This is a genomic window from Streptomyces lucensis JCM 4490, assembly GCF_014650035.1.
GTDB lineage: Bacteria > Actinomycetota > Actinomycetes > Streptomycetales > Streptomycetaceae > Streptomyces > Streptomyces lucensis.
In genome coordinates this window covers 193,918-210,980 of record NZ_BMUE01000004.1, presented here as the reverse complement: position 1 = coordinate 210,980, position 17,063 = coordinate 193,918, and the positions used below count along the sequence as shown (strand labels likewise).

Sequence of the window (17,063 nt, the reverse complement as noted above, 5' to 3'; positions counted from 1 at the left end):
CGCCGAGGTCTCCGATGCCTACGGCCGCGCGGCCCGAGCGCCCGGCCGTCCCGGGTGTGCGCAGGGCCACGGCGATCGCGGTTTGGCTCCCCGGCCCGGCGCTCCGTAAAATTCCCCGTTCGAAAGCGGGCGCGAGTCGGAGCGCTGCGCGGGATGAGGGAAGCGGCAGCGCGATGACGGTGACGGAAGACGGCCCGATGGCCGCGCAGGACGTGGTCTACGGGCCCGGGATCGACCCGGAGCGGCTCGCCGTCTGCCTGAGCGTGCTGGAGGAGCTCGACCGGATCGAGGTCGACCACCCCGACGCGATCAAGGTGCGCCGGGCCACCTCGCACATCTACCGGACGGTCAAGCAGCGCCGCCGCCAGGAGCGCCGGGCCGCCAAGACCGCGCACGACCGCTCCGTCACGGAGGCCACCGCCACCGGTTCCGCCGAGCGCATCGACGACGAGACCGAGGGCATCCTGCCCACCTCCAAGGTCGAGGAGGGCCGGATCGCGGGCATACTCCAGCGCCCGCGATCCTGCTACACCTGCAAGGGCCGGTACGTCGAGGTCGACTACTTCTACCACCAGCTGTGTCCGGAGTGCGCGCGCGTGAACCGCGCCAAGCGCGACGTCCGCGCCGACCTCACCGGCAAGCGCGCCCTGCTCACCGGCGGCCGCGCCAAGATCGGCATGTACATCGCGCTGCGCCTGCTGCGGGACGGCGCGCACACGACGATCACGACCCGGTTCCCCAAGGACGCCATCCGCCGCTTCAAGGCGATGGAGGACTCGGCGGACTGGATGCACCGCCTGGAGGTCGTCGGCATCGACCTGCGCGACCCGGCCCAGGCCGTCGAGCTGGCCGACCGGGTCGCCGAGGCCGGCCCGCTCGACATCCTGATCAACAACGCCACGCAGACCGTGCGCCGCCTGCCCTCCGCCTACGCGGCCCTGGTCGGCGGCGAGAACGCCCCGCTGCCCGCCGGTGAACTGCCCGCCCACCACGTCATCGGCGCCTTCAACTCCGGCGCCGTGGACGGCCTGGCCGCGCTGCCCGTCGGCACCAGCGGCCTGGACGCGCAGAAGGTCGCCGACCTCGCCCTGGTCGCCGGCAACGCCAGCGTCGCCCGGCACCTCGACGGCACCGCCATCGACGCGGGCGGCCTGGTCCCCGACGTCGTCGACACCAACACCTGGGTGCAGACGATCGAGCAGATCTCCCCGGTGGAGCTGCTCGAGACCCAGCTGTGCAACTACACGGCGCCGTTCATCCTGATCAGCAAGCTCCGCCCGGTCATGGCCGACGCCGCCAGGAAGGCGGCGAGCGGGCGGGCGTACGTCGTGAACGTCTCCGCCATGGAGGGCGTCTTCGGCCGTGGCTACAAGGGTGCGGGCCACCCGAACACCAATGCCGCCAAGGCCGCGATGAACATGGTGACGCGGACCAGCGGCGAGGAGATGTTCCGGACCGACGGCATCCTCATGACCTCGGTCGACACCGGCTGGATCACCGACGAGCGGCCCCACTTCGACAAGCTGCGCCTCGCCGAGGCCGGCTTCCACGCCCCCCTCGACCTGGTCGACGGCGCCGCCCGCGTCTACGACCCGATCGTGCGCGGCGAGGAGGGCGAGGACCTGTACGGCGTCTTCCTGAAGGACTACGCGCCCGGCAAGTGGTGAATCACCTCGAAAGCCCGTTCGTAAACGTAGGCCGAGCGGGTGATTCACCCTGCCCTGCGAGTGACACGCTTTGTCGTAAATACCAGCATTAAAAGGGGTATTGAGGGGCCGGACGAAACGCATTACTTACACGGTGTTTGCACTCCCTATCGAGCGGATGCCCGCTCATCTGGTTAATCTGGAGCGGACGGACAGCAGTACTGGGTCCCACCCACACCCACGGTCCGTCCCGGGGCGAGCCGGTCGACAACGGCCTGCTCTGACACGAGGAACCGGCGCCACCGCGTCCGAACCGGCTTTCCAACCAGACCCGAGCGGGCGCGACGAGTGCCGGAGGGCAGACCGTCCGATACGCCCCGAGGGTGACCGACACATAAGGAGTGCGCGGTGACACCGGAGAAGACGAATCGCGACGAGCGCCCCAAGGAACGCGCGGAGCGCGCGGGCCGCCGGCCCGGAGAGCTCGGCATCCTGGACGTGTGGGCCCGGTCCGCCCCGATCCGACTCGCGGGCTACGAGGACGACCTCGCCGAACCCCACATCCTGCCCAGCGTCGACTGACGCCGGGGCAGGACCCCGTCGCGATCGCCGACGGCACGGGCGTGGAGCGGCAGACTCCCGCCCGAGCCGGCCAAAGGATCCGCGGCCGCCGACGGCCGCGGATCCGGCCTTTCCGGCACCGGATCAGGAAGCGGGATCCGGTGCCGTCCGCTGCCACGGGTGCAGCCGCTCCAGCTCCGCCGCCAGGTCCAGCAGGACGGCCTCCGTGCCGGGGCGGCCCACCAGCTGCACGGCGCAGGGGGCGCCCGAGGGCAGGGTGCCGAACGGCACGGACATCGCCGGCCAGCCGGTCAGGTTCCACGGCGGCGTGAACGGCGAACAGGCGGTGTTGGCGAGGATGTTGCGCAGCCAGCCCCGCTCGTGCCACGGGCCGGCCTGCGGGGAGCGCCGGGCCAGGGCCGGGGTGAGCAGCACCTCGTGCTCGGTGAAGAAGGGCGTCAGCCGGGCGCGGAGCCGCTCGCGGCCGTCACCGGTGCGCACCGAGCGGACGAAGCGCCGGCCCAGCGCCGCGTGCACCCGGGTGCGCCGGGTCAGCAGCGCCCGGTCCAGACCCTCGGTGTCCACCGACGTCCCCGCCGTCCAGTGCCGCAGCGCGGTCACGCCCAGCGAGAGCGGGTACGGCGGCTCGGCCCGCCGCACGCGGTGCCCGGCCCCCGCCAGCAGCCCGGCCGCCTGGCGCACCGCGGTCGTGTACGGCCTGCTCACGCTCACCCCCGTGAGCGGGCTGCGCAGCGCGACGGCGATCCGGCGGGGGGAGGGCCGCGCCGCCGGGCCGAAGCCGGTGCCCGCGAGGACGGCGAGCGTCAGCCGCAGGTCCTCCACCGTCGTGACCAGCGGGCCGTGCTCCGCCATGCCGAACCAGTAGCCGCCGTCGACCCCCGCCGGGACCACTCCGGGCCCCGGCTTCAGCGTGACCAGCCCGCAGTTGGCGGCCGGTATGCGCAGCGAGCCCATGCCGTCGTTGCCGAGGGCCATGGGGACGAGCCCGGCGGCCACCGCCGCCGCGCTGCCGCCCGAGGAGCCGCCCGCCGTGCGCGAGGGGTCCCACGGATTGCGGGCGGTGCCGTACACGCCGTCCGTGGTGCCGAAGACACACAGCTCGGGCACGTTCGTCAGACCGACGACCACCGCGCCGGCCGCGCGCAGCCGGGCCACCGTGACGTGGTCCTCGGCGGCCGGGGCGTCCGTAGTGGCCGCGGAGCCGTTGCGCGTGGACTCGCCGCGCACCGCCAGGTTGTCCTTCACGGCCACCGGCACGCCGGCGAGGGGCAGTTCGGCCAGATCGGCACGGGTGGCCACCTCGTCGGCCTCGGCCAGCGCCGCCTGTCCGCGCACCTTGCGGAACGCCCCGATCCGTCCGTCGTACCGCTCGATCCGCGCGAGGTGCTCGGCCACCACCTCCCGTGGTGCCACGCGCTTCGCGCGTACGGCGTCGGCGATCTCGGCGGCGCTCCGCCCGGCCCAGTTCCCCACGGGCACTCCCTCGGTCACTCGTCGGCTACCAGCCGGTAGGAATCACGTCGCAGAGAGAACTGTGCCCCGTCGCGGGCGTCACGTCGAGAGGGCGGGACGCAGCCGGGGCGTGTACGGGCGAGAGCCGGCCGCACGGTTCGGAGCGCGCCCCGAGGGGGAGCTGTACAACGGCTCGTACCCCGTGACCGTCACCCACCCCTGGCCACCCGGAACCCCGCAGGGAGCATCCCGCATGCATGACGACCGCACTCTGGTGGAAGCCCGTCTCCGGCGCGTCCTCGACGAACGCGTCCGTCCCGCCGTGTACCCCGAGTCCGTGCCGCTGCGGGTCGCCGTGTGGCACGCGCCGGGCGAACCCGTGCCGGTCGCGGAGGGACTCGCCGCCGAGCCCGAGCCGATCGAGGTGGGATCCCGGTGGGGTGCTCCCTGGGGGACCAGCTGGTTCCGGGTGACCGGAACCGTGCCCCGGGCGTGGGCCGGCAGGACCGTGGAGGCCCTGCTCGACCTGGGCTTCGACGAGAGCATGCCCGGCTTCCAGTGCGAGGGCCTGGTCTACCGGCCCGACGGCACCCCGGTGAAAGGCCTCAATCCGCGCAACCAGTGGGTCCGCGTCGGCGCGCCGGTCGCGGGCGGCGAGGAGGTGCGCCTGCACATCGAGGCCGCCTCCAATCCCGTCGTCCTCGGGCACCACCCCTTCCGGCCGACCCGGCTCGGCGACAAGGACACCGCCGGCCGGGACCCGCAGTACACCCTCGCCCGCATGGACCTCGCCGTCTTCGACGAGGGCGTGTGGCAGCTGGTGCTGGACCTGGAGGTGCTCGGCGAGCTGATGGCCGAGCTGCCGGTGGACTCCGCGCGGCGCTGGGACATCCTGCGCGCCGTCGGCCGGGCCCTGGACCTCGTCGACCTCCAGGACGTGGGCGGCACGGCGGCACGGGCGCGTGCACAGCTGACGGAGGTGCTCGCCGCGCCGGCCGTGCCGTCCGCGCACCGGATCAGCGCCGTCGGGCACGCGCACATCGACTCGGCGTGGCTGTGGCCCCTGCGGGAGACCGTGCGCAAGGTGGCCCGCACCGCGTCCAGCATGACCGCGCTCATCGAGGACGAGCCGGACTTCGTCTTCGTCATGTCCCAGGCCCAGCAGTGGGCGTGGGTCAAGGAGCACCGGCCCGAGGTCTGGGCGCGGGTGCGGAAGGCCGTGGCGGAGGGGCGGTTCGTGCCGGCCGGCGGGATGTGGGTGGAGTCGGACACCAACATGCCCGGATCGGAGGCGATGGCCCGGCAGTTCGTGCACGGCAAGCGGTTCTTCCTCGACGAGTTCGGCATCGAGAACGAGGAGGCGTGGCTGCCCGACACCTTCGGCTTCGCCGCGGGGCTGCCGCAGATCGTCAGGGCGGCCGGCTCCAAGTGGCTGCTGACGCAGAAGATCTCCTGGTCGCAGACGAACACGTTCCCGCACCACACCTTCCACTGGGAGGGCATCGACGGCACCCGGATCCTCACCCACTTCCCGCCCGTCGACACCTACAACTGCTCCATGACGGGCCACCAGATCGCCCACGCGGCACGCAACTTCAGGGAGAAGGGCCGGGCCCGGCACTCGCTCGCGCCCACCGGCTGGGGCGACGGGGGCGGCGGCACCACCCGCGAGATGGTCGCCAAGGCGGCCCGGCTACGCGACCTCGAGGGCTCCGCGACCGTCGTCTGGGAGACGCCCCGGGCGTTCTTCCGCAAGGCCGAGGCCGAGTACCCGGACCCGCCCGTCTGGGCCGGCGAGCTGTACCTCGAACTGCACCGCGCCACTCTCACCAGCCAGGCCCGGACCAAGCAGGGCAACCGGCGCGCCGAACACCTGCTCCACGAGGCGGAACTGTGGGCGGCCACCGCCGCCGTGCGCGCCGGGCACCCGTACCCGTACGCGGAGCTGGACCGGATCTGGAAGACGGTGCTGCTGCACCAGTTCCACGACATCCTGCCCGGCTCGTCCATCGCGTGGGTGCACCGTGAGGCCCGGGCGACGTACGAGCGCCTCGCCGGGGAGCTGACCGCGATCGTCGAGGGCGCCCAGCGCGCTCTCGCCGGCCGGGGCGCCGTCCCGCTGGTCTTCAACGCGGCCCCGCACACGCGCCACGGAGTCCCGGCGGGCGGAGCGGGAACACCCGCCGTGTCCGGCCGGACGACCCTCACGGCCGGGCCGGAGGGCGGTCACGTCCTGGACAACGGCCTGCTGCGGATCACCGTCGACGCCCGGGGCCTGGTCGTCTCCGCGTACGACATCACCGCCGACCGCGAGGCGATCGCCCCGGGCGGGAGCGCGAACCTTCTCCAGCTCCACCCGGACTTCCCGAACATGTGGGACGCCTGGGACGTCGACTCCTTCTACCGCGACACCGTCACCGACCTCACGGACGCCGAGTCGGTGACGGTGGGCGAGGACGGGGCGTCGGTGCGGATCGTCCGCTCCTTCGGCGCCTCCCGGGTCACCCAGGTGCTGTCGCTGCCGCCGGGGGAACGGCGGCTGGTCATCGACACCGAGGTGGACTGGCACGAGACGGAGAAGTTCCTCAAGCTGGCGTTCCCGCTCGACCTGCACGCCGAACGGTACGCCGCCGAGACCCAGTTCGGGCACGTCTTCCGGCCCACGCACACCAACACCTCATGGGAGGCGGCCAAGTTCGAGGCATGCAACCACCGATTCGTCCACCTGGAGGAGCCCGGCTGGGGCGTGGCGGTCGTCAACGACTCGACGTACGGCCACGACGTCACCCGCACCGTGCGCCGCGACGGCGACCGCGGTACCACCGGCACGGTCACCACCGTCCGGGTCTCCCTGCTGCGCGCCCCGCGTTTCCCCGACCCCGAGACCGACCAGGGCGTGCACCGCTTCCGGCACGCCCTGGTCCCGGGCGCCTCGGTCACCGACGCCGTCCGCGAGGGCTGGCGCGTCAACCTGCCGGAACGGCGCACGACCGGTGCCCGGGAGGTGAGCCCGCTGGTCACCGTGGACGACGAGGCGGTCGTGGTCACGGCGGTGAAGCTCGCCGACGACGGCAGCGGTGACGTGGTGGTCCGCTTCCACGAGGCCCGGGGAGGCCGGGCCCGGCCGACGCTCACGGCCGGGTTCGAGGTCGCCGGCGTCACCGTCACGGACCTGCTGGAACGGCCGGGCGGCGACGGGGAACCACCGGTGTGCGACGGCGCCCGGATCACCGTACGGCTGCGCCCGTTCCAGCTGATGACGCTGCGGCTGCGCAGGGCCTGAGCACCGCCGCGCCCGCCCGGACGCGGGCGCGGCCACCGCGATCCGCGGCCACGGCCTCCTACCGCCTGCTGCCCGCGCCCGCCAGCCGCGTCGGCGGCAGGTACTCACGCACGTAGGTCCGCTCCCAGCAGGCGCCCGTCTCCCGCAGTTCCCGCCAGGTGGTGAAGCGGTAGCGGAACAGACGCGCCCGGACGTAGCGGGGCGGGGTGTCCGGGGGGAAGGGGGAGCGGCGCAGGAGGCGGAGCGTGTCGCGGTCGTTCTCCAGCAGGCGTTCCACGAAACGGCCGAACCAGTCGCCGGCGTAGGCCGGGGACAGCGCGGCGAACCACATCAGCCAGTCCAGGCGCAGGTGGTACGGCGCGAACTGGCGCGGCCAGTGCCGCGGATCACCGGGTTTGCCCTTGAACTCGTACTCCCGCCAGCCGGCGTCCTCGCGCGGTGCGTCGTCGAGCGTGCCCTCGACGACCACCTCGTAGCGGACCCGGCTGACGCTGCCGAAGGCGCCGTAGGTGTTCACCAGGTGCAGCGGGTCGAACGAGCGGTTCATGACCTGGCGGCGGGAGATCATGTTCCGCACCGGGTGGTAGCTCAGGAACAGCAGCAGCGCGGCGACCGCGAGCACCAGGGCCGTGTACCACCACGGGGCCGGCGGCACCGGGGGAGCGGAGCCCGGCAGCCGGAGCGCGGACAGGGCCAGCACGATCGTGATCCAGTTCAGCCACGAGAAGTTTCCCGACAGCACCAGCCACAGCTGGGTGACGATCATCAGCGCGGCGGCGGCCGAGGCGATCGGCTGCGGTGCGAAGAGCAGGACGGGCACGACCAGTTGGGTGACGTGGTTGGCGGCCACCTCGACCCGGTGCAGGGGCTTCGGCAGGTGGTGGAAGAACCAGCTGAGCGGGCCCGGCATCGGCTGGGTCTCGTGGTGGTAGTACAGGCAGGTCAGCTTCCGCCAGCAGGCGTCGCCCCGCAGTTTGATGAGCCCGGCGCCGAACTCCACCCGGAACAGCACCCAGCGCAGCAGGAACAGCACGACGACGGGCGGGGCGACGTCGCCGTTGCCCAGGAACGCCGCGAGGAAGCCGGTCTCCAGCAGCAGCGACTCCCAGCCGAACGAGTACCAGGTCTGCCCCACGTTGACGACCGACAGGTACAGCGCCCACGGCACCAGCCACAGCAGGACGCCGCCCCACAGCGGCAGCAGCGAGTCCACGCCGGCCAGCAGTGCCGCCGCGACCGCGCAGCCCGCCCAGGCGCACACCGCGAAGAAGCGGTCCGAGTAGTGGAGGTGGAACAGGCTCGGGGCCCGCCTGAACGGCACCCGGGCCGTGAGGCGGGGGATCGGCAGCATGCCGCGCTCCCCGAGCAGCGCCCGGAACTGCAGGGCCGCCGTCAGGAAGGCGACCAGGTACACGGCGGCCAGAGCCCGCTGCAGGACCAGCCGGCTCAGCCAGTAGTCGGGTGCGGTGAACCAGTCCAAGGCGGTGCGCGCCCTTCTCCGCGGCTCCTCGTGTCCCGGGCCGTGTCGGCCCAGCGCCCGAGTTGCCAGGCGGACACGTGCGATGCAGACAATAGCGGTGAATCACCCACAGTGATGCGGAGTATGCGGTGCGGATAGCCACCCGAACCAGCGGCACGGCCTGTGCGCTCATGGCGGCGCTCCTCATGGCCGGCTGCGGCGGACCCGGTGTCACGAGGACCCGGATGGGGGAGGAGGTCTTCCTCCTGCCGGCCACGGCGCCGGGCCCCGACTTCTTCACCGCCTCCACGGCCGTCGGCGGAACCCTGCCCCCCGCGTCCCCGCCCTCGCCCACCGCGGCGGCCCCGCGGCAGCCGCCGCCGGCCGGGCGGGCCGTCCCCTCACCGGCCGGGGCACGCGCCCTGTCCGGCGCGACACCCGGGCTCTACCAGGGCACCGCGCACGTCGCCGACTGCGACGTCGGGCGGCAGGTCGCGCACCTGGCGGCGGACCCGGTCAGGGCCGGCGCCTTCGCCGCCACGGCCGGCGTCCCCCGCACCCGGCTGCCCCGGCACCTGCGCGCCCTCACCCCGGTCGTGCTGCGCACGGACACCCGCGTCACCAGCCACGCCTACCACGACCGCCAGGTGGCCGCGTACCAGGCCGTCCTGCAGGCAGGCACCGCCGTCCTCGTCGACGACCGGGGCGTGCCCCGCGTGCGGTGCGCCTGCGGCAACCCGCTCGGGCCGCCGTCGTCCGACCGGGGAGTCGGCGTCCGCGGCACCGCGTGGCCCGGCTACCGCCCGGACCAGGTGGTCGTGGTGACCCCGGCGCCCCGCGCCGTCACCGGCCTCACCATCGTGGACGTGCGGACGGGCGCCTGGATCGAGCGCCGGACCGGTGACGACGTCCGCCGCGACCGCGTCGTACCCGCCCCCGCGCGGACCACGGCCCGGCCCCGGCCTCCGGCCGTCGGCCCGGAGCAGGCAGGGGCCACGCCCACCGGCTCGCCGCCCACCGCCCCGCCGTTCGCCGCGGACCCGCCCGGAACCCCCCGCGCGGAGGGCGGGACCACAAGCCCTCCGGGCATCCCGTCCGGCACCCCCCGCGCGGAGGGCGGGACCACAAGCCCTCCGGGCGACCCGTCCGGCACCCCCGGGGCCTGAACGGAGACCCGCGGCGGCGTCCGTCCCGGGCGGCCCGATGCGGTCGAAGAATCGCGGAAATCCTGGCAAGGTGGGCCCATGGCTGATCGGGGAGCGAGCGCCCTGCCACTCCCGGAGGACTGGCCCGCCCATCCGGACCCGATTCTCGCGCTGAACCGCATGGGCGCCTTCGACTGGGATCTGGACACCGGTCTCTTCCACATGGACGCCCAGGCCCACGAGGTCTTCGACCTGCTTCCCGAGGAGTACGACGGCCGCCCCGAGTCACTGGCCGTCCGGGTGCCGCCCCCGGAGGCGGCCCGGCTCGACGCGGTGGTCGCCCAGGCCATCAAGGACGGCAGCGACAACTACGGCGCCTACTTCCGCATCCGGTGCCGGGACGGCACCCCGCGCTGGACCCACACCCAGGGCTACATCCGGCGCGATGCCACCGGCCGCCCGCGGCGGGTCGTCGGCATCGTCCGCGACGCGACGGAGGAACTCGCCGACAGCGAGGCCCGCAGCCTCCGGGCCGCACAGGACGAGGCCTTCCGCCAGCAGACCAACGTCGTCCAGGTCATCTCCGCCGCCCTCGCCCACGCCCAGGGCGTCCAGGACGTCATCGACGTCCTCAAGGACTCGCACGGCATCCGCCACCTCGGCGCCGCCAGCCTGGTCATGGGCCTGGTGGAGGCCGGCCGCATCCGGCTCGTCGCCGAGGGCCCGGCCGGCGCCTCCGTCCCCGGGACCCGCATCACCCGGACGGACGAGCCGTACCCGATGAGCGAGGTGGTGCGCACCCTCGTCCCGCGGTTCATCGAGTCCCCGGAGGAGTTCGCCGAGGGCTACCCGATCCTGTGGCCGCACCTGACGGACCTGCACGTCACCTCGGCCGCCTATCTGCCGCTCATCGCGCAGGCCCGGCCGATCGGCGCCATGGGCCTGCTCTACAGCGACCGGCGGGGCTTCTCCACCGAGGAGCGCGCCGTGCTGGTCGCGCTCGGCGGCAGCATCGCGCAGAGCCTCATGCGGGCCATGCTCTACGAACAGGAGAAGGACCTGGCCCAGGGCCTCCAGCAGGCCATGCTGCCCCGCACCATCCCCAGCGTCCGCGGTGCCGACGTCGCCGTCCGCTACCGTTCCGCCGCCCTCGGCCGGGACATCGGCGGCGACTGGTACGACCTGATCCCGCTGCCCGGCGGCCGGGTCGGCGCCGTCATCGGCGACGTCCAGGGGCACGACACGCACGCGGCGGCCGTGATGGGCCAGCTGCGGATCGTGCTGCGCGCCTACGCCGCCGAGGGACACACCCCGGCCACCGTGATGGCCCGGGCCTCGCTCTTCCTCCACGAACTCGACACCGACCGGTTCGCCACCTGCCTCTACGCGGAGGCCGACCTGGCCACCGGGGTCGTCCAGGCGGTCCGCGCCGGGCACATCGACCCGCTGGTCCGGCACACCGACGGCACCTGCTGCCGGGTGCCCGTCGAAGGCGGACTGCCGCTCGGCCTGTCCGCCGAGTTCGGCCGCCTGGAGTACCCCGTCACCACCCTCGAACTCGACCCGGGCGACACGCTGCTGCTGTGCACCGACGGACTCGTCGAGCAGCCCGGCACCGACCTCGACGACAGCATGCGCGGCCTCACCGACCTCATCACCAAGGGCCCGGACGACGTGCGCGCGCTCGCCGACCGGCTGATCCGGATGGCAGAGGAACGCGGCGGCGACGACGACGTGGCCCTGCTCCTGCTGCGCCGCCGGGTCCCGGAGACCTCCCGGGCCGGCGGCCGGCTCCAGCAGCACGTGGCGCCCGGCGACCCGGAGGCCCTCAGCCAGGCCCGGCACATGATCCGCGCCGCCGTGCGCGCCTGGGGCGCCCGCGACCGCGCCGACGAGATCGAGCTGGTCGCCGACGAGCTGACCACCAACGCGCTCATGCACACCGAGGGCGCGGCGATCGTCACCCTGCGGGCCCTGGAGGGCAGCGACCGCAGGCTCCGTATCGAGGTCGAGGACTCCTCCAGTGCCCTGCCGCGCCGCCGGGAGGCGGGGGAGAACGGCGTCTCCGGCCGCGGGCTGCTCCTGGTCGACCGCCTCGCCGACGTCTGGGGCGTCGAGGCACGCGGCGGCGGCAAGGCGGTGTGGTGCGAGTTCGTGGTGCCCTAGGTTCTGTCCGGACAGGTTGGTGACGCGGCTGGCTGGTGGGCGGCCGCCGATGCCGGTGCCGGGTGGCACCCTGGACGTATGCCGGAACTGCCCGAGGTACAAGCGCTGACGGACTTCCTCACCGAGCACCTGGTGGGCCGCCGGGTGGTGCGGGTGCTGCCGGTCGCCGTCAGCGTCCTGAAGACGTACGACCCTCCCGTCACCGCCTTCGAGGGCGGCGAGGTGACGGCCGTGCGCCGGCACGGCAAGTTCCTCGACCTGGTGTCGGACAGCGGGCAGCACCTGGTGACCCACCTGGCCCGCGCGGGCTGGCTGCAGTGGCGGGACCGGCTGCCGGACGGCCCGCCCAAGCCGGGCCGGGGCCCGCTCGCGCTGCGCGTGGCACTGGAGACCGGCGAGGGCTTCGACCTCACCGAGGCCGGCACGCAGAAGCGGCTCGCGGTGTACGTCGTCCGCGACCCCGCGGAGGTCCCGGGCATCGCCCGGCTCGGCCCGGACCCGCTGGCCGACGACTTCGACGAGGACCGTTTCGCCGCCCTGCTCAGGGACGAGAGACGGCAGCTCAAGGGCGCGCTGCGCGACCAGTCCCTGATCGCGGGCGTCGGCAACGCCTACAGCGACGAGATCCTGCACGCAGCGAAGATGTCCCCGTTCAGGCTCGCCTCGTCCCTGACCCCGGACGAGACCCGCCACCTCTACCGGGCGCTGCGCGGCACCCTCACCGAGGCGGTCGAGCGCTCCCGCGGGGTGGCCGCCGGGCGCCTGAAGGCCGAGAAGAAGAGCGGCCTGCGCGTCCACGGTCGCACCGGCGAGCCCTGCCCGGTGTGCGGGGACACCGTCCGCGAGGTCTCCTTCAGCGACTCCTCGCTCCAGTACTGCCCCACCTGCCAGACGGGTGGGAAGCCCCTGGCGGACCGCCGGCTGTCCCGGCTGCTCAAGTGAGTGCTACGGCGCCTGGAGGGTCACCAGGGGCTGTCCGTCCGCCGTGCGGACCTCGTACCGGGCGATCTGGCCGGGGTGCATCTCGGCGGCGCCGAGCGTCGTGGTGGGCCCGGTGCCCCCGCCGGAGGCCGTCCAGCCCGCGACGACCTGTTCCGTGCCGTCCCGGCCGACCGCGACGAGCCGGCAGTCCCGCGGACCCGAGCCGTCCTTCACCTCCAGCCGGAGGCCACTGCCCCAGTCCTCGTCCTCGGCGGTGACCCGCGCCCACACCCCGGTGCGCGGATCGGTCGCCGCGGTGACGTGCCCGGCAGGCTTCGCATGGCCGGCGAACGCCGTGATGGCGGGTCCGGCCACGGCCAGCACCACCGAGGCGGCCAGGCCGTACAGCAGCCTGCGGCGCCGGGCGCGCCGACGGTGCGCGATCTCGCCGAGCAGCCGGTCCAGCAGCCGGGGACCCGGCTGGGCCATGGGGTGCACCGGGCGCGGCGTGGCCCGGCGGTACAGCAGCAGCTGCCGGGTCGTGGGCCCGAACTCGGTCACGCTGGCCGTGCACCGGGGGCACTCCATGAGGTGGTCCTCGAAGCGGAAGGCCTCCGCCTCGTCCAGCACGCCGAGCGCGTACGCGCCGACGTCGCGATGCCTTTCCAGGGACCTCATGCCGAATCCTCGTGCCGAAGGGTGGGGGAAGGGTTACTCCTTGCTCCCATCCGTACGCAGCCGACGGCCGAATCACTCAAGTCACGCACAGAATCCCGGAGAGGGGATTCGGAGCGGCCGGGCCCGCGGATTGGTCCGTTTCCCAGAAAACTCCGCGCGCCCGGTGATCCGGCAGGTCACAGCGGTGAAGAACCCGGCATCCGTGCGGGGGCGGCTCAGAAGAGGTGGATCGCGAGGTGCCCGAGGGGCAGCCCGAGCCGCCAGGCCGGTGTCCACACCTTCGGCCCGTCGTCCTCGCCGAACACCGCACCCCCGCCCGGCACCGCGTCCAGATCCGGCGCGAGCAGCTCGGTCTCCTCCAGCCAGCGCCAGGCGTCCGCCGCGAGCGCCAGGTCGGGCGAGGCGGTGGCCGACCGCGCGTCCTCGGCGGTCATCTCGGCCAGGCGTTCGTGCACCCAGTCCCGCCACGGCTGGTCGTAGGCGGTCAGCGACAGCCAGTGCTCCAGCTGCGAGATCACCCGGATCCCGGAGAGCTCTCCGTCGGTGTCGGAGAGGAAGACGGTCAGCGCCAGCGCGTCCCGGCCGGCCCGGAACTCGAAGGACGTCGGCGGCATCAGATCGCCGGTGCGCAGCAGCTCGTCGGCGATGTACTCGGCGTACAACCAGGCCATGGGGACGGCCAGTTCACCGCCGTCGGTGCCGTCCGTGCTCTCGTGACCTCTGTGCAGCATCCCTTCCTGCCCTTCCTCCGGTGCGTACGCGTCGCCCGAACCCCCGGAACGCGGATGAGGACAGCCCATTGCCCGAACGGGGTCCACAGCAAGGCGCTTTGCCGAGGTTTGACCCGGCCTCCGGTTTCACCGCAGGTCGGCCGCATAACCCGGAAGGACCTGGCGCAGGGCGCGCAGCGCGTAGAACGCGCGGGACTTCACGGTACCGGGTGGGATGCCGAGGGTCCGCGCCGCTTCCGCCACACTGGCCCCGCGGAAGTACACGAGTACGAGGACGTCACGGTGCTCCGGCGTGAGTGTCTTCACAGCCTCCCGCACGTCCAGCGCCGCGGCGGCCCGCTCGGCGTGGTCGGCGGTGACCCGCGCGTCCTCGGGGACCGCGTCGCCGACCTCCGGCGGCCGGGCCTGCCGGGCCCGCCGCGCGTCGATCGCGAGCCGCCGGGCCACGGTCAGCAGCCAGGGCCGTACCGAGTCGAAGCCGGCGGCGTGCAGGGCCTCGGGATGCTGCCAGGCACGCACCAGGGTCTCCTGCACCAGGTCCTCGGCGCGCTGGCGGTCCCCGTCGCAGAGCCTGAGCAGCAGGGCGAACAGGGACCCGCCGTGCTCCCGCTGGAGCGCGGCCAGCTCGTGTTCGGCGGTCGTCGTCCCGCCGGCGCGTGTCGTCGTCCCGTGGATCAGTGAGATTCCGGCCGTCATGGCCGTATGGCAGCGCAGGGGCACGGCCCCGGACAAGGCGCGCACACGGCCGTGCGACGGACGGTCGATCGCGTCGGCGAACGGTCGGCGGACGGTCGGCGGACGGTCGGCGGACGGCCGGGTGGACGGCCGGGTGGACGGTTCGGCGGGCGGGAGCGGTCAGTCGGCGGGCTGCCGGGTGGCGAGCACCGAGCGCCGGTAGGAGTAACCGAAGTAGATCACGCAGCCGATCAGGAACCACACCGCGAACCGCACCCAGGTCTGCCACTGCAGGAAAGTGATCAGCCAGACGGAGAAGAGGACCCCGAGCGCCGGCAGGAACGGCATCCACGGCGTGCGGAACGAGCGCGGCAGGTCCGGCTGCCGGTAGCGCAGCACGATCACCGCCGTGCACACCACCACGAACGCCAGCAGGATGCCGATGTTCGTCAGCTCGGCGGCCTCGCCGATCGGGACGAACCCGGCGATGAGCGCCGACGCCACCCCGACGATCCACGTCACCCGGGTCGGCACGTGCCGCGTCGGGTGCGTCTTGGCGAACCACCGGGGCAGCAGCCCGTCCCTGGACATCGCGAACCACACCCGGGTCACGCCCAGCATGAACGTGAACATCACGGTCAGGATGCCGATGATCGCGCCCACCGCGATCACGTCGGCGAGCCCGCTCAGCCCCACCGACTTGAAGGCCGTGGAGAAGCCGCTCTCCGGGTCGATGTCCTTGTAGTTCTGCATGCCGGTCAGCACCAGGCAGGCCGCGACGTACAGCACCATGGAGATCGCCAGCGAGTAGATGATCGCCCTCGGCATGTGCCGCTGGGCGTCCTTCGACTCCTCCGCGGCGGTCGACATGGCGTCGTAGCCGAACACGGCGAAGAACACCGTCGCCGCACCGGTGAACGCCCCGCTGATGCCGAACGGGAAGAACGGGTGGTAGTTCGCCGTGGTGATGTGGAACACGCCCACCCCGATCACCAGCAGCACCACCAGCACCTTCAGGGCGACCACGAACGTCTCGAACCGGGCCGCGCTGCGGATGCCCTGGGTGAGCAGCCAGGCGATCAGCAGGCACAGCACGGCCGCGAACAGGTCCACCCGGTGCCCGTGGCCGGTACCGGGCGCGCCCAGCATCCAGGCGGGCAGATCGGCGCCCATCTCCCCGATCAGGAAGCCGAAGTAGCCCGAGATGCCGATGGCGACCACCGCCACGATGGCCGTGTACTCCAGCAGCAGGTCCCAGCCGATGAACCAGCCCGCGAACTCGCCGAGCACCGCGTAGCCGTAGGTGTACGCCGAACCCGCCTTCGGGATCATCCCCGCGAACTCGGCGTACGACAGGGCGGCGCAGGCGCTCGCGACACCGGCGATCAGGAACGACACCAGCACCGCCGGCCCGGCCGTCTCGTGGGCCACCGTGCCGGCCAGCGTGAAGATGCCCGCGCCGATGATGCCGCCCACGCCGATCGCGGTCAGCTGCCACAGCCCCAGGGAGCGGTCCAGGCGGGTGCCCTCGCCGACCTCGGTCTCCTCGATGTGCTCGATGGGTTTGCGGCGGAGAATCCCCTCACCCGGACGGAGCTTGGCCATACGCCTCACCTCTTCGCCGACGGCAAACGGCTGACGGCGGATCATGATGTCCCAGGGCCGTCCCCGACGGAAGACGCCACGCACGGGCCGCACCGGACTCCACGCACGGGATACGGGACGGGGCGGCAACCGGCGGCACCGCGCGCGTGCCCGCCTCCAGCGCGTCGCGCCCTAAGGAACGACCGTCACCGGCCAGCGTCCGGCCTTCACCAGCCGGACCGCCACCGAGCCGATGATCCGGTGCCCGGCCTGCTCGGAGGCGCCCACCACCACCGCGTCCGCCTTCAGCTCGTCGGCCGCCTTTACCAGGCCGTTGTACGGGTCGCCGCGGAAGGTGTGGAACTCCCAGCGCACGTCGAATATCCCCTTGACCCGCTCGGCCGCCTCCCGGATCTGCGCGACCAGGTCCTCGGCGACCTCGTCGGTCGTCTCCACCACCGGCGCCCCGAGCGCCGCCCCGGTCGCGAGTACCGGCTGCACGTACACCACCGCCAGCAGCGCACCCTGCCGCCGGGCCAGACCGCCCGCGTACGCCGCGGCACGCATCGAGGAGTCGGAGCCGTCCACCCCCGCCAGGATGACCTTGGGCCCGTCCGTTCCCCGCTCGAACCGGTGCGCGTGCTGTTCGTGCTGCTCCGTCACAGGCCGAGGCTATCGGAACCGCCGCTTCCAGCCGAGGGCCGGGCCCGCTCGACGGGCGAGCCGCCCGGCCCCTTCCTA

Annotated in this window: 13 protein-coding genes; 6 read left to right on the top strand and 7 right to left on the bottom strand. The window is 73.3% G+C overall.

Translation table 11 applies throughout. The features are described 5' to 3' along the window. The first annotated feature begins 173 nt into the window (after positions 1–173). On the top strand, positions 174–1,667 hold the full coding sequence (locus IE177_RS12160; protein ID WP_190015283.1) for an SDR family NAD(P)-dependent oxidoreductase: 1,494 nt from the start codon (positions 174–176) through the stop codon (positions 1,665–1,667). Positions 1,668–2,054: 387 nt separating this feature from the next. Next, on the top strand, positions 2,055–2,228 hold the full coding sequence (locus IE177_RS12155; protein ID WP_190015282.1) for a hypothetical protein: 174 nt from the start codon (positions 2,055–2,057) through the stop codon (positions 2,226–2,228). 123 nt (positions 2,229–2,351) lie between these two features. Here IE177_RS12155 and IE177_RS12150 read toward each other — a convergent pair whose 3' ends face one another. Continuing rightward, positions 2,352–3,701 carry an amidase gene (locus IE177_RS12150; protein WP_190015281.1) on the bottom strand — a complete coding sequence of 450 codons (1,350 nt, stop codon included), beginning with the start codon at positions 3,699–3,701 and terminating at the stop codon, positions 2,352–2,354. A 232-nt stretch (positions 3,702–3,933) separates the two neighbouring features. Between IE177_RS12150 and IE177_RS12145 the strand changes: the two genes are divergently transcribed. Continuing rightward, positions 3,934–6,963, top strand: coding sequence for an alpha-mannosidase (locus IE177_RS12145; protein WP_190015280.1), 3,030 nt, complete (start codon positions 3,934–3,936; stop codon positions 6,961–6,963). Between the two features lie 58 nt (positions 6,964–7,021). Here IE177_RS12145 and IE177_RS12140 read toward each other — a convergent pair whose 3' ends face one another. After that, positions 7,022–8,443, bottom strand: a complete 1,422-nt coding sequence (locus IE177_RS12140; RefSeq protein WP_190015279.1) for a lipase maturation factor family protein — start codon at positions 8,441–8,443, stop codon at positions 7,022–7,024. Between the two features lie 128 nt (positions 8,444–8,571). Here IE177_RS12140 and IE177_RS12135 point away from each other — a divergent pair, with 128 nt between their 5' ends. From IE177_RS12135 to IE177_RS12125, 3 genes are all read left to right on the top strand, one after another. Then, complete coding sequence (locus IE177_RS12135; protein ID WP_190015278.1) at positions 8,572–9,588, top strand: DUF6777 domain-containing protein; 1,017 nt, start codon at positions 8,572–8,574, stop codon at positions 9,586–9,588. 78 nt (positions 9,589–9,666) lie between these two features. Continuing rightward, on the top strand, positions 9,667–11,733 hold the full coding sequence (locus IE177_RS12130) for a SpoIIE family protein phosphatase (protein WP_190015277.1): 2,067 nt from the start codon (positions 9,667–9,669) through the stop codon (positions 11,731–11,733). A 78-nt stretch (positions 11,734–11,811) separates the two neighbouring features. After that, the gene (locus IE177_RS12125; RefSeq protein WP_190015276.1) at positions 11,812–12,675 is read left to right on the top strand and encodes an Fpg/Nei family DNA glycosylase; all 864 of its coding nucleotides are present in this window, start codon (positions 11,812–11,814) and stop codon (positions 12,673–12,675) included. A gap of 3 nt (positions 12,676–12,678) precedes the next feature. Here IE177_RS12125 and IE177_RS12120 read toward each other — a convergent pair whose 3' ends face one another. From IE177_RS12120 to IE177_RS12100, 5 genes are all read right to left on the bottom strand, one after another. Next, a complete protein-coding gene (locus IE177_RS12120; protein ID WP_190015275.1) occupies positions 12,679–13,332 on the bottom strand; it encodes a zf-HC2 domain-containing protein in 654 nt (217 codons plus the stop codon). A 215-nt stretch (positions 13,333–13,547) separates the two neighbouring features. Continuing rightward, positions 13,548–14,063, bottom strand: coding sequence for a hypothetical protein (locus IE177_RS12115; RefSeq protein ID WP_190015274.1), 516 nt, complete (start codon positions 14,061–14,063; stop codon positions 13,548–13,550). Between the two features lie 126 nt (positions 14,064–14,189). Next, the gene (locus IE177_RS12110; RefSeq protein WP_190015273.1) at positions 14,190–14,759 is read right to left on the bottom strand and encodes a sigma-70 family RNA polymerase sigma factor; all 570 of its coding nucleotides are present in this window, start codon (positions 14,757–14,759) and stop codon (positions 14,190–14,192) included. A gap of 159 nt (positions 14,760–14,918) precedes the next feature. Then, entirely contained in the window at positions 14,919–16,343 is a 1,425-nt protein-coding gene (locus tag IE177_RS12105; protein WP_190015272.1) for an amino acid permease, read from the bottom strand. A 171-nt stretch (positions 16,344–16,514) separates the two neighbouring features. After that, the gene (locus IE177_RS12100; protein ID WP_190015271.1) at positions 16,515–16,985 is read right to left on the bottom strand and encodes a universal stress protein; all 471 of its coding nucleotides are present in this window, start codon (positions 16,983–16,985) and stop codon (positions 16,515–16,517) included. Between the last annotated feature and the right edge of the window lie 78 nt (positions 16,986–17,063).

Coding starts and splice junctions, on each gene's coding strand:
- IE177_RS12110 (WP_190015273.1), bottom strand. CDS start 14,759: ATGACGGCCGGAATCTCACTGATCCACGGGACGACGACACGCGCCGGC.
- IE177_RS12120 (WP_190015275.1), bottom strand. CDS start 13,332: ATGAGGTCCCTGGAAAGGCATCGCGACGTCGGCGCGTACGCGCTCGGC.
- IE177_RS12115 (WP_190015274.1), bottom strand. CDS start 14,063: ATGCTGCACAGAGGTCACGAGAGCACGGACGGCACCGACGGCGGTGAA.
- IE177_RS12130 (WP_190015277.1), top strand. CDS start 9,667: ATGGCTGATCGGGGAGCGAGCGCCCTGCCACTCCCGGAGGACTGGCCC.
- IE177_RS12160 (WP_190015283.1), top strand. CDS start 174: ATGACGGTGACGGAAGACGGCCCGATGGCCGCGCAGGACGTGGTCTAC.
- IE177_RS12145 (WP_190015280.1), top strand. CDS start 3,934: ATGCATGACGACCGCACTCTGGTGGAAGCCCGTCTCCGGCGCGTCCTC.
- IE177_RS12105 (WP_190015272.1), bottom strand. CDS start 16,343: ATGGCCAAGCTCCGTCCGGGTGAGGGGATTCTCCGCCGCAAACCCATC.
- IE177_RS12125 (WP_190015276.1), top strand. CDS start 11,812: ATGCCGGAACTGCCCGAGGTACAAGCGCTGACGGACTTCCTCACCGAG.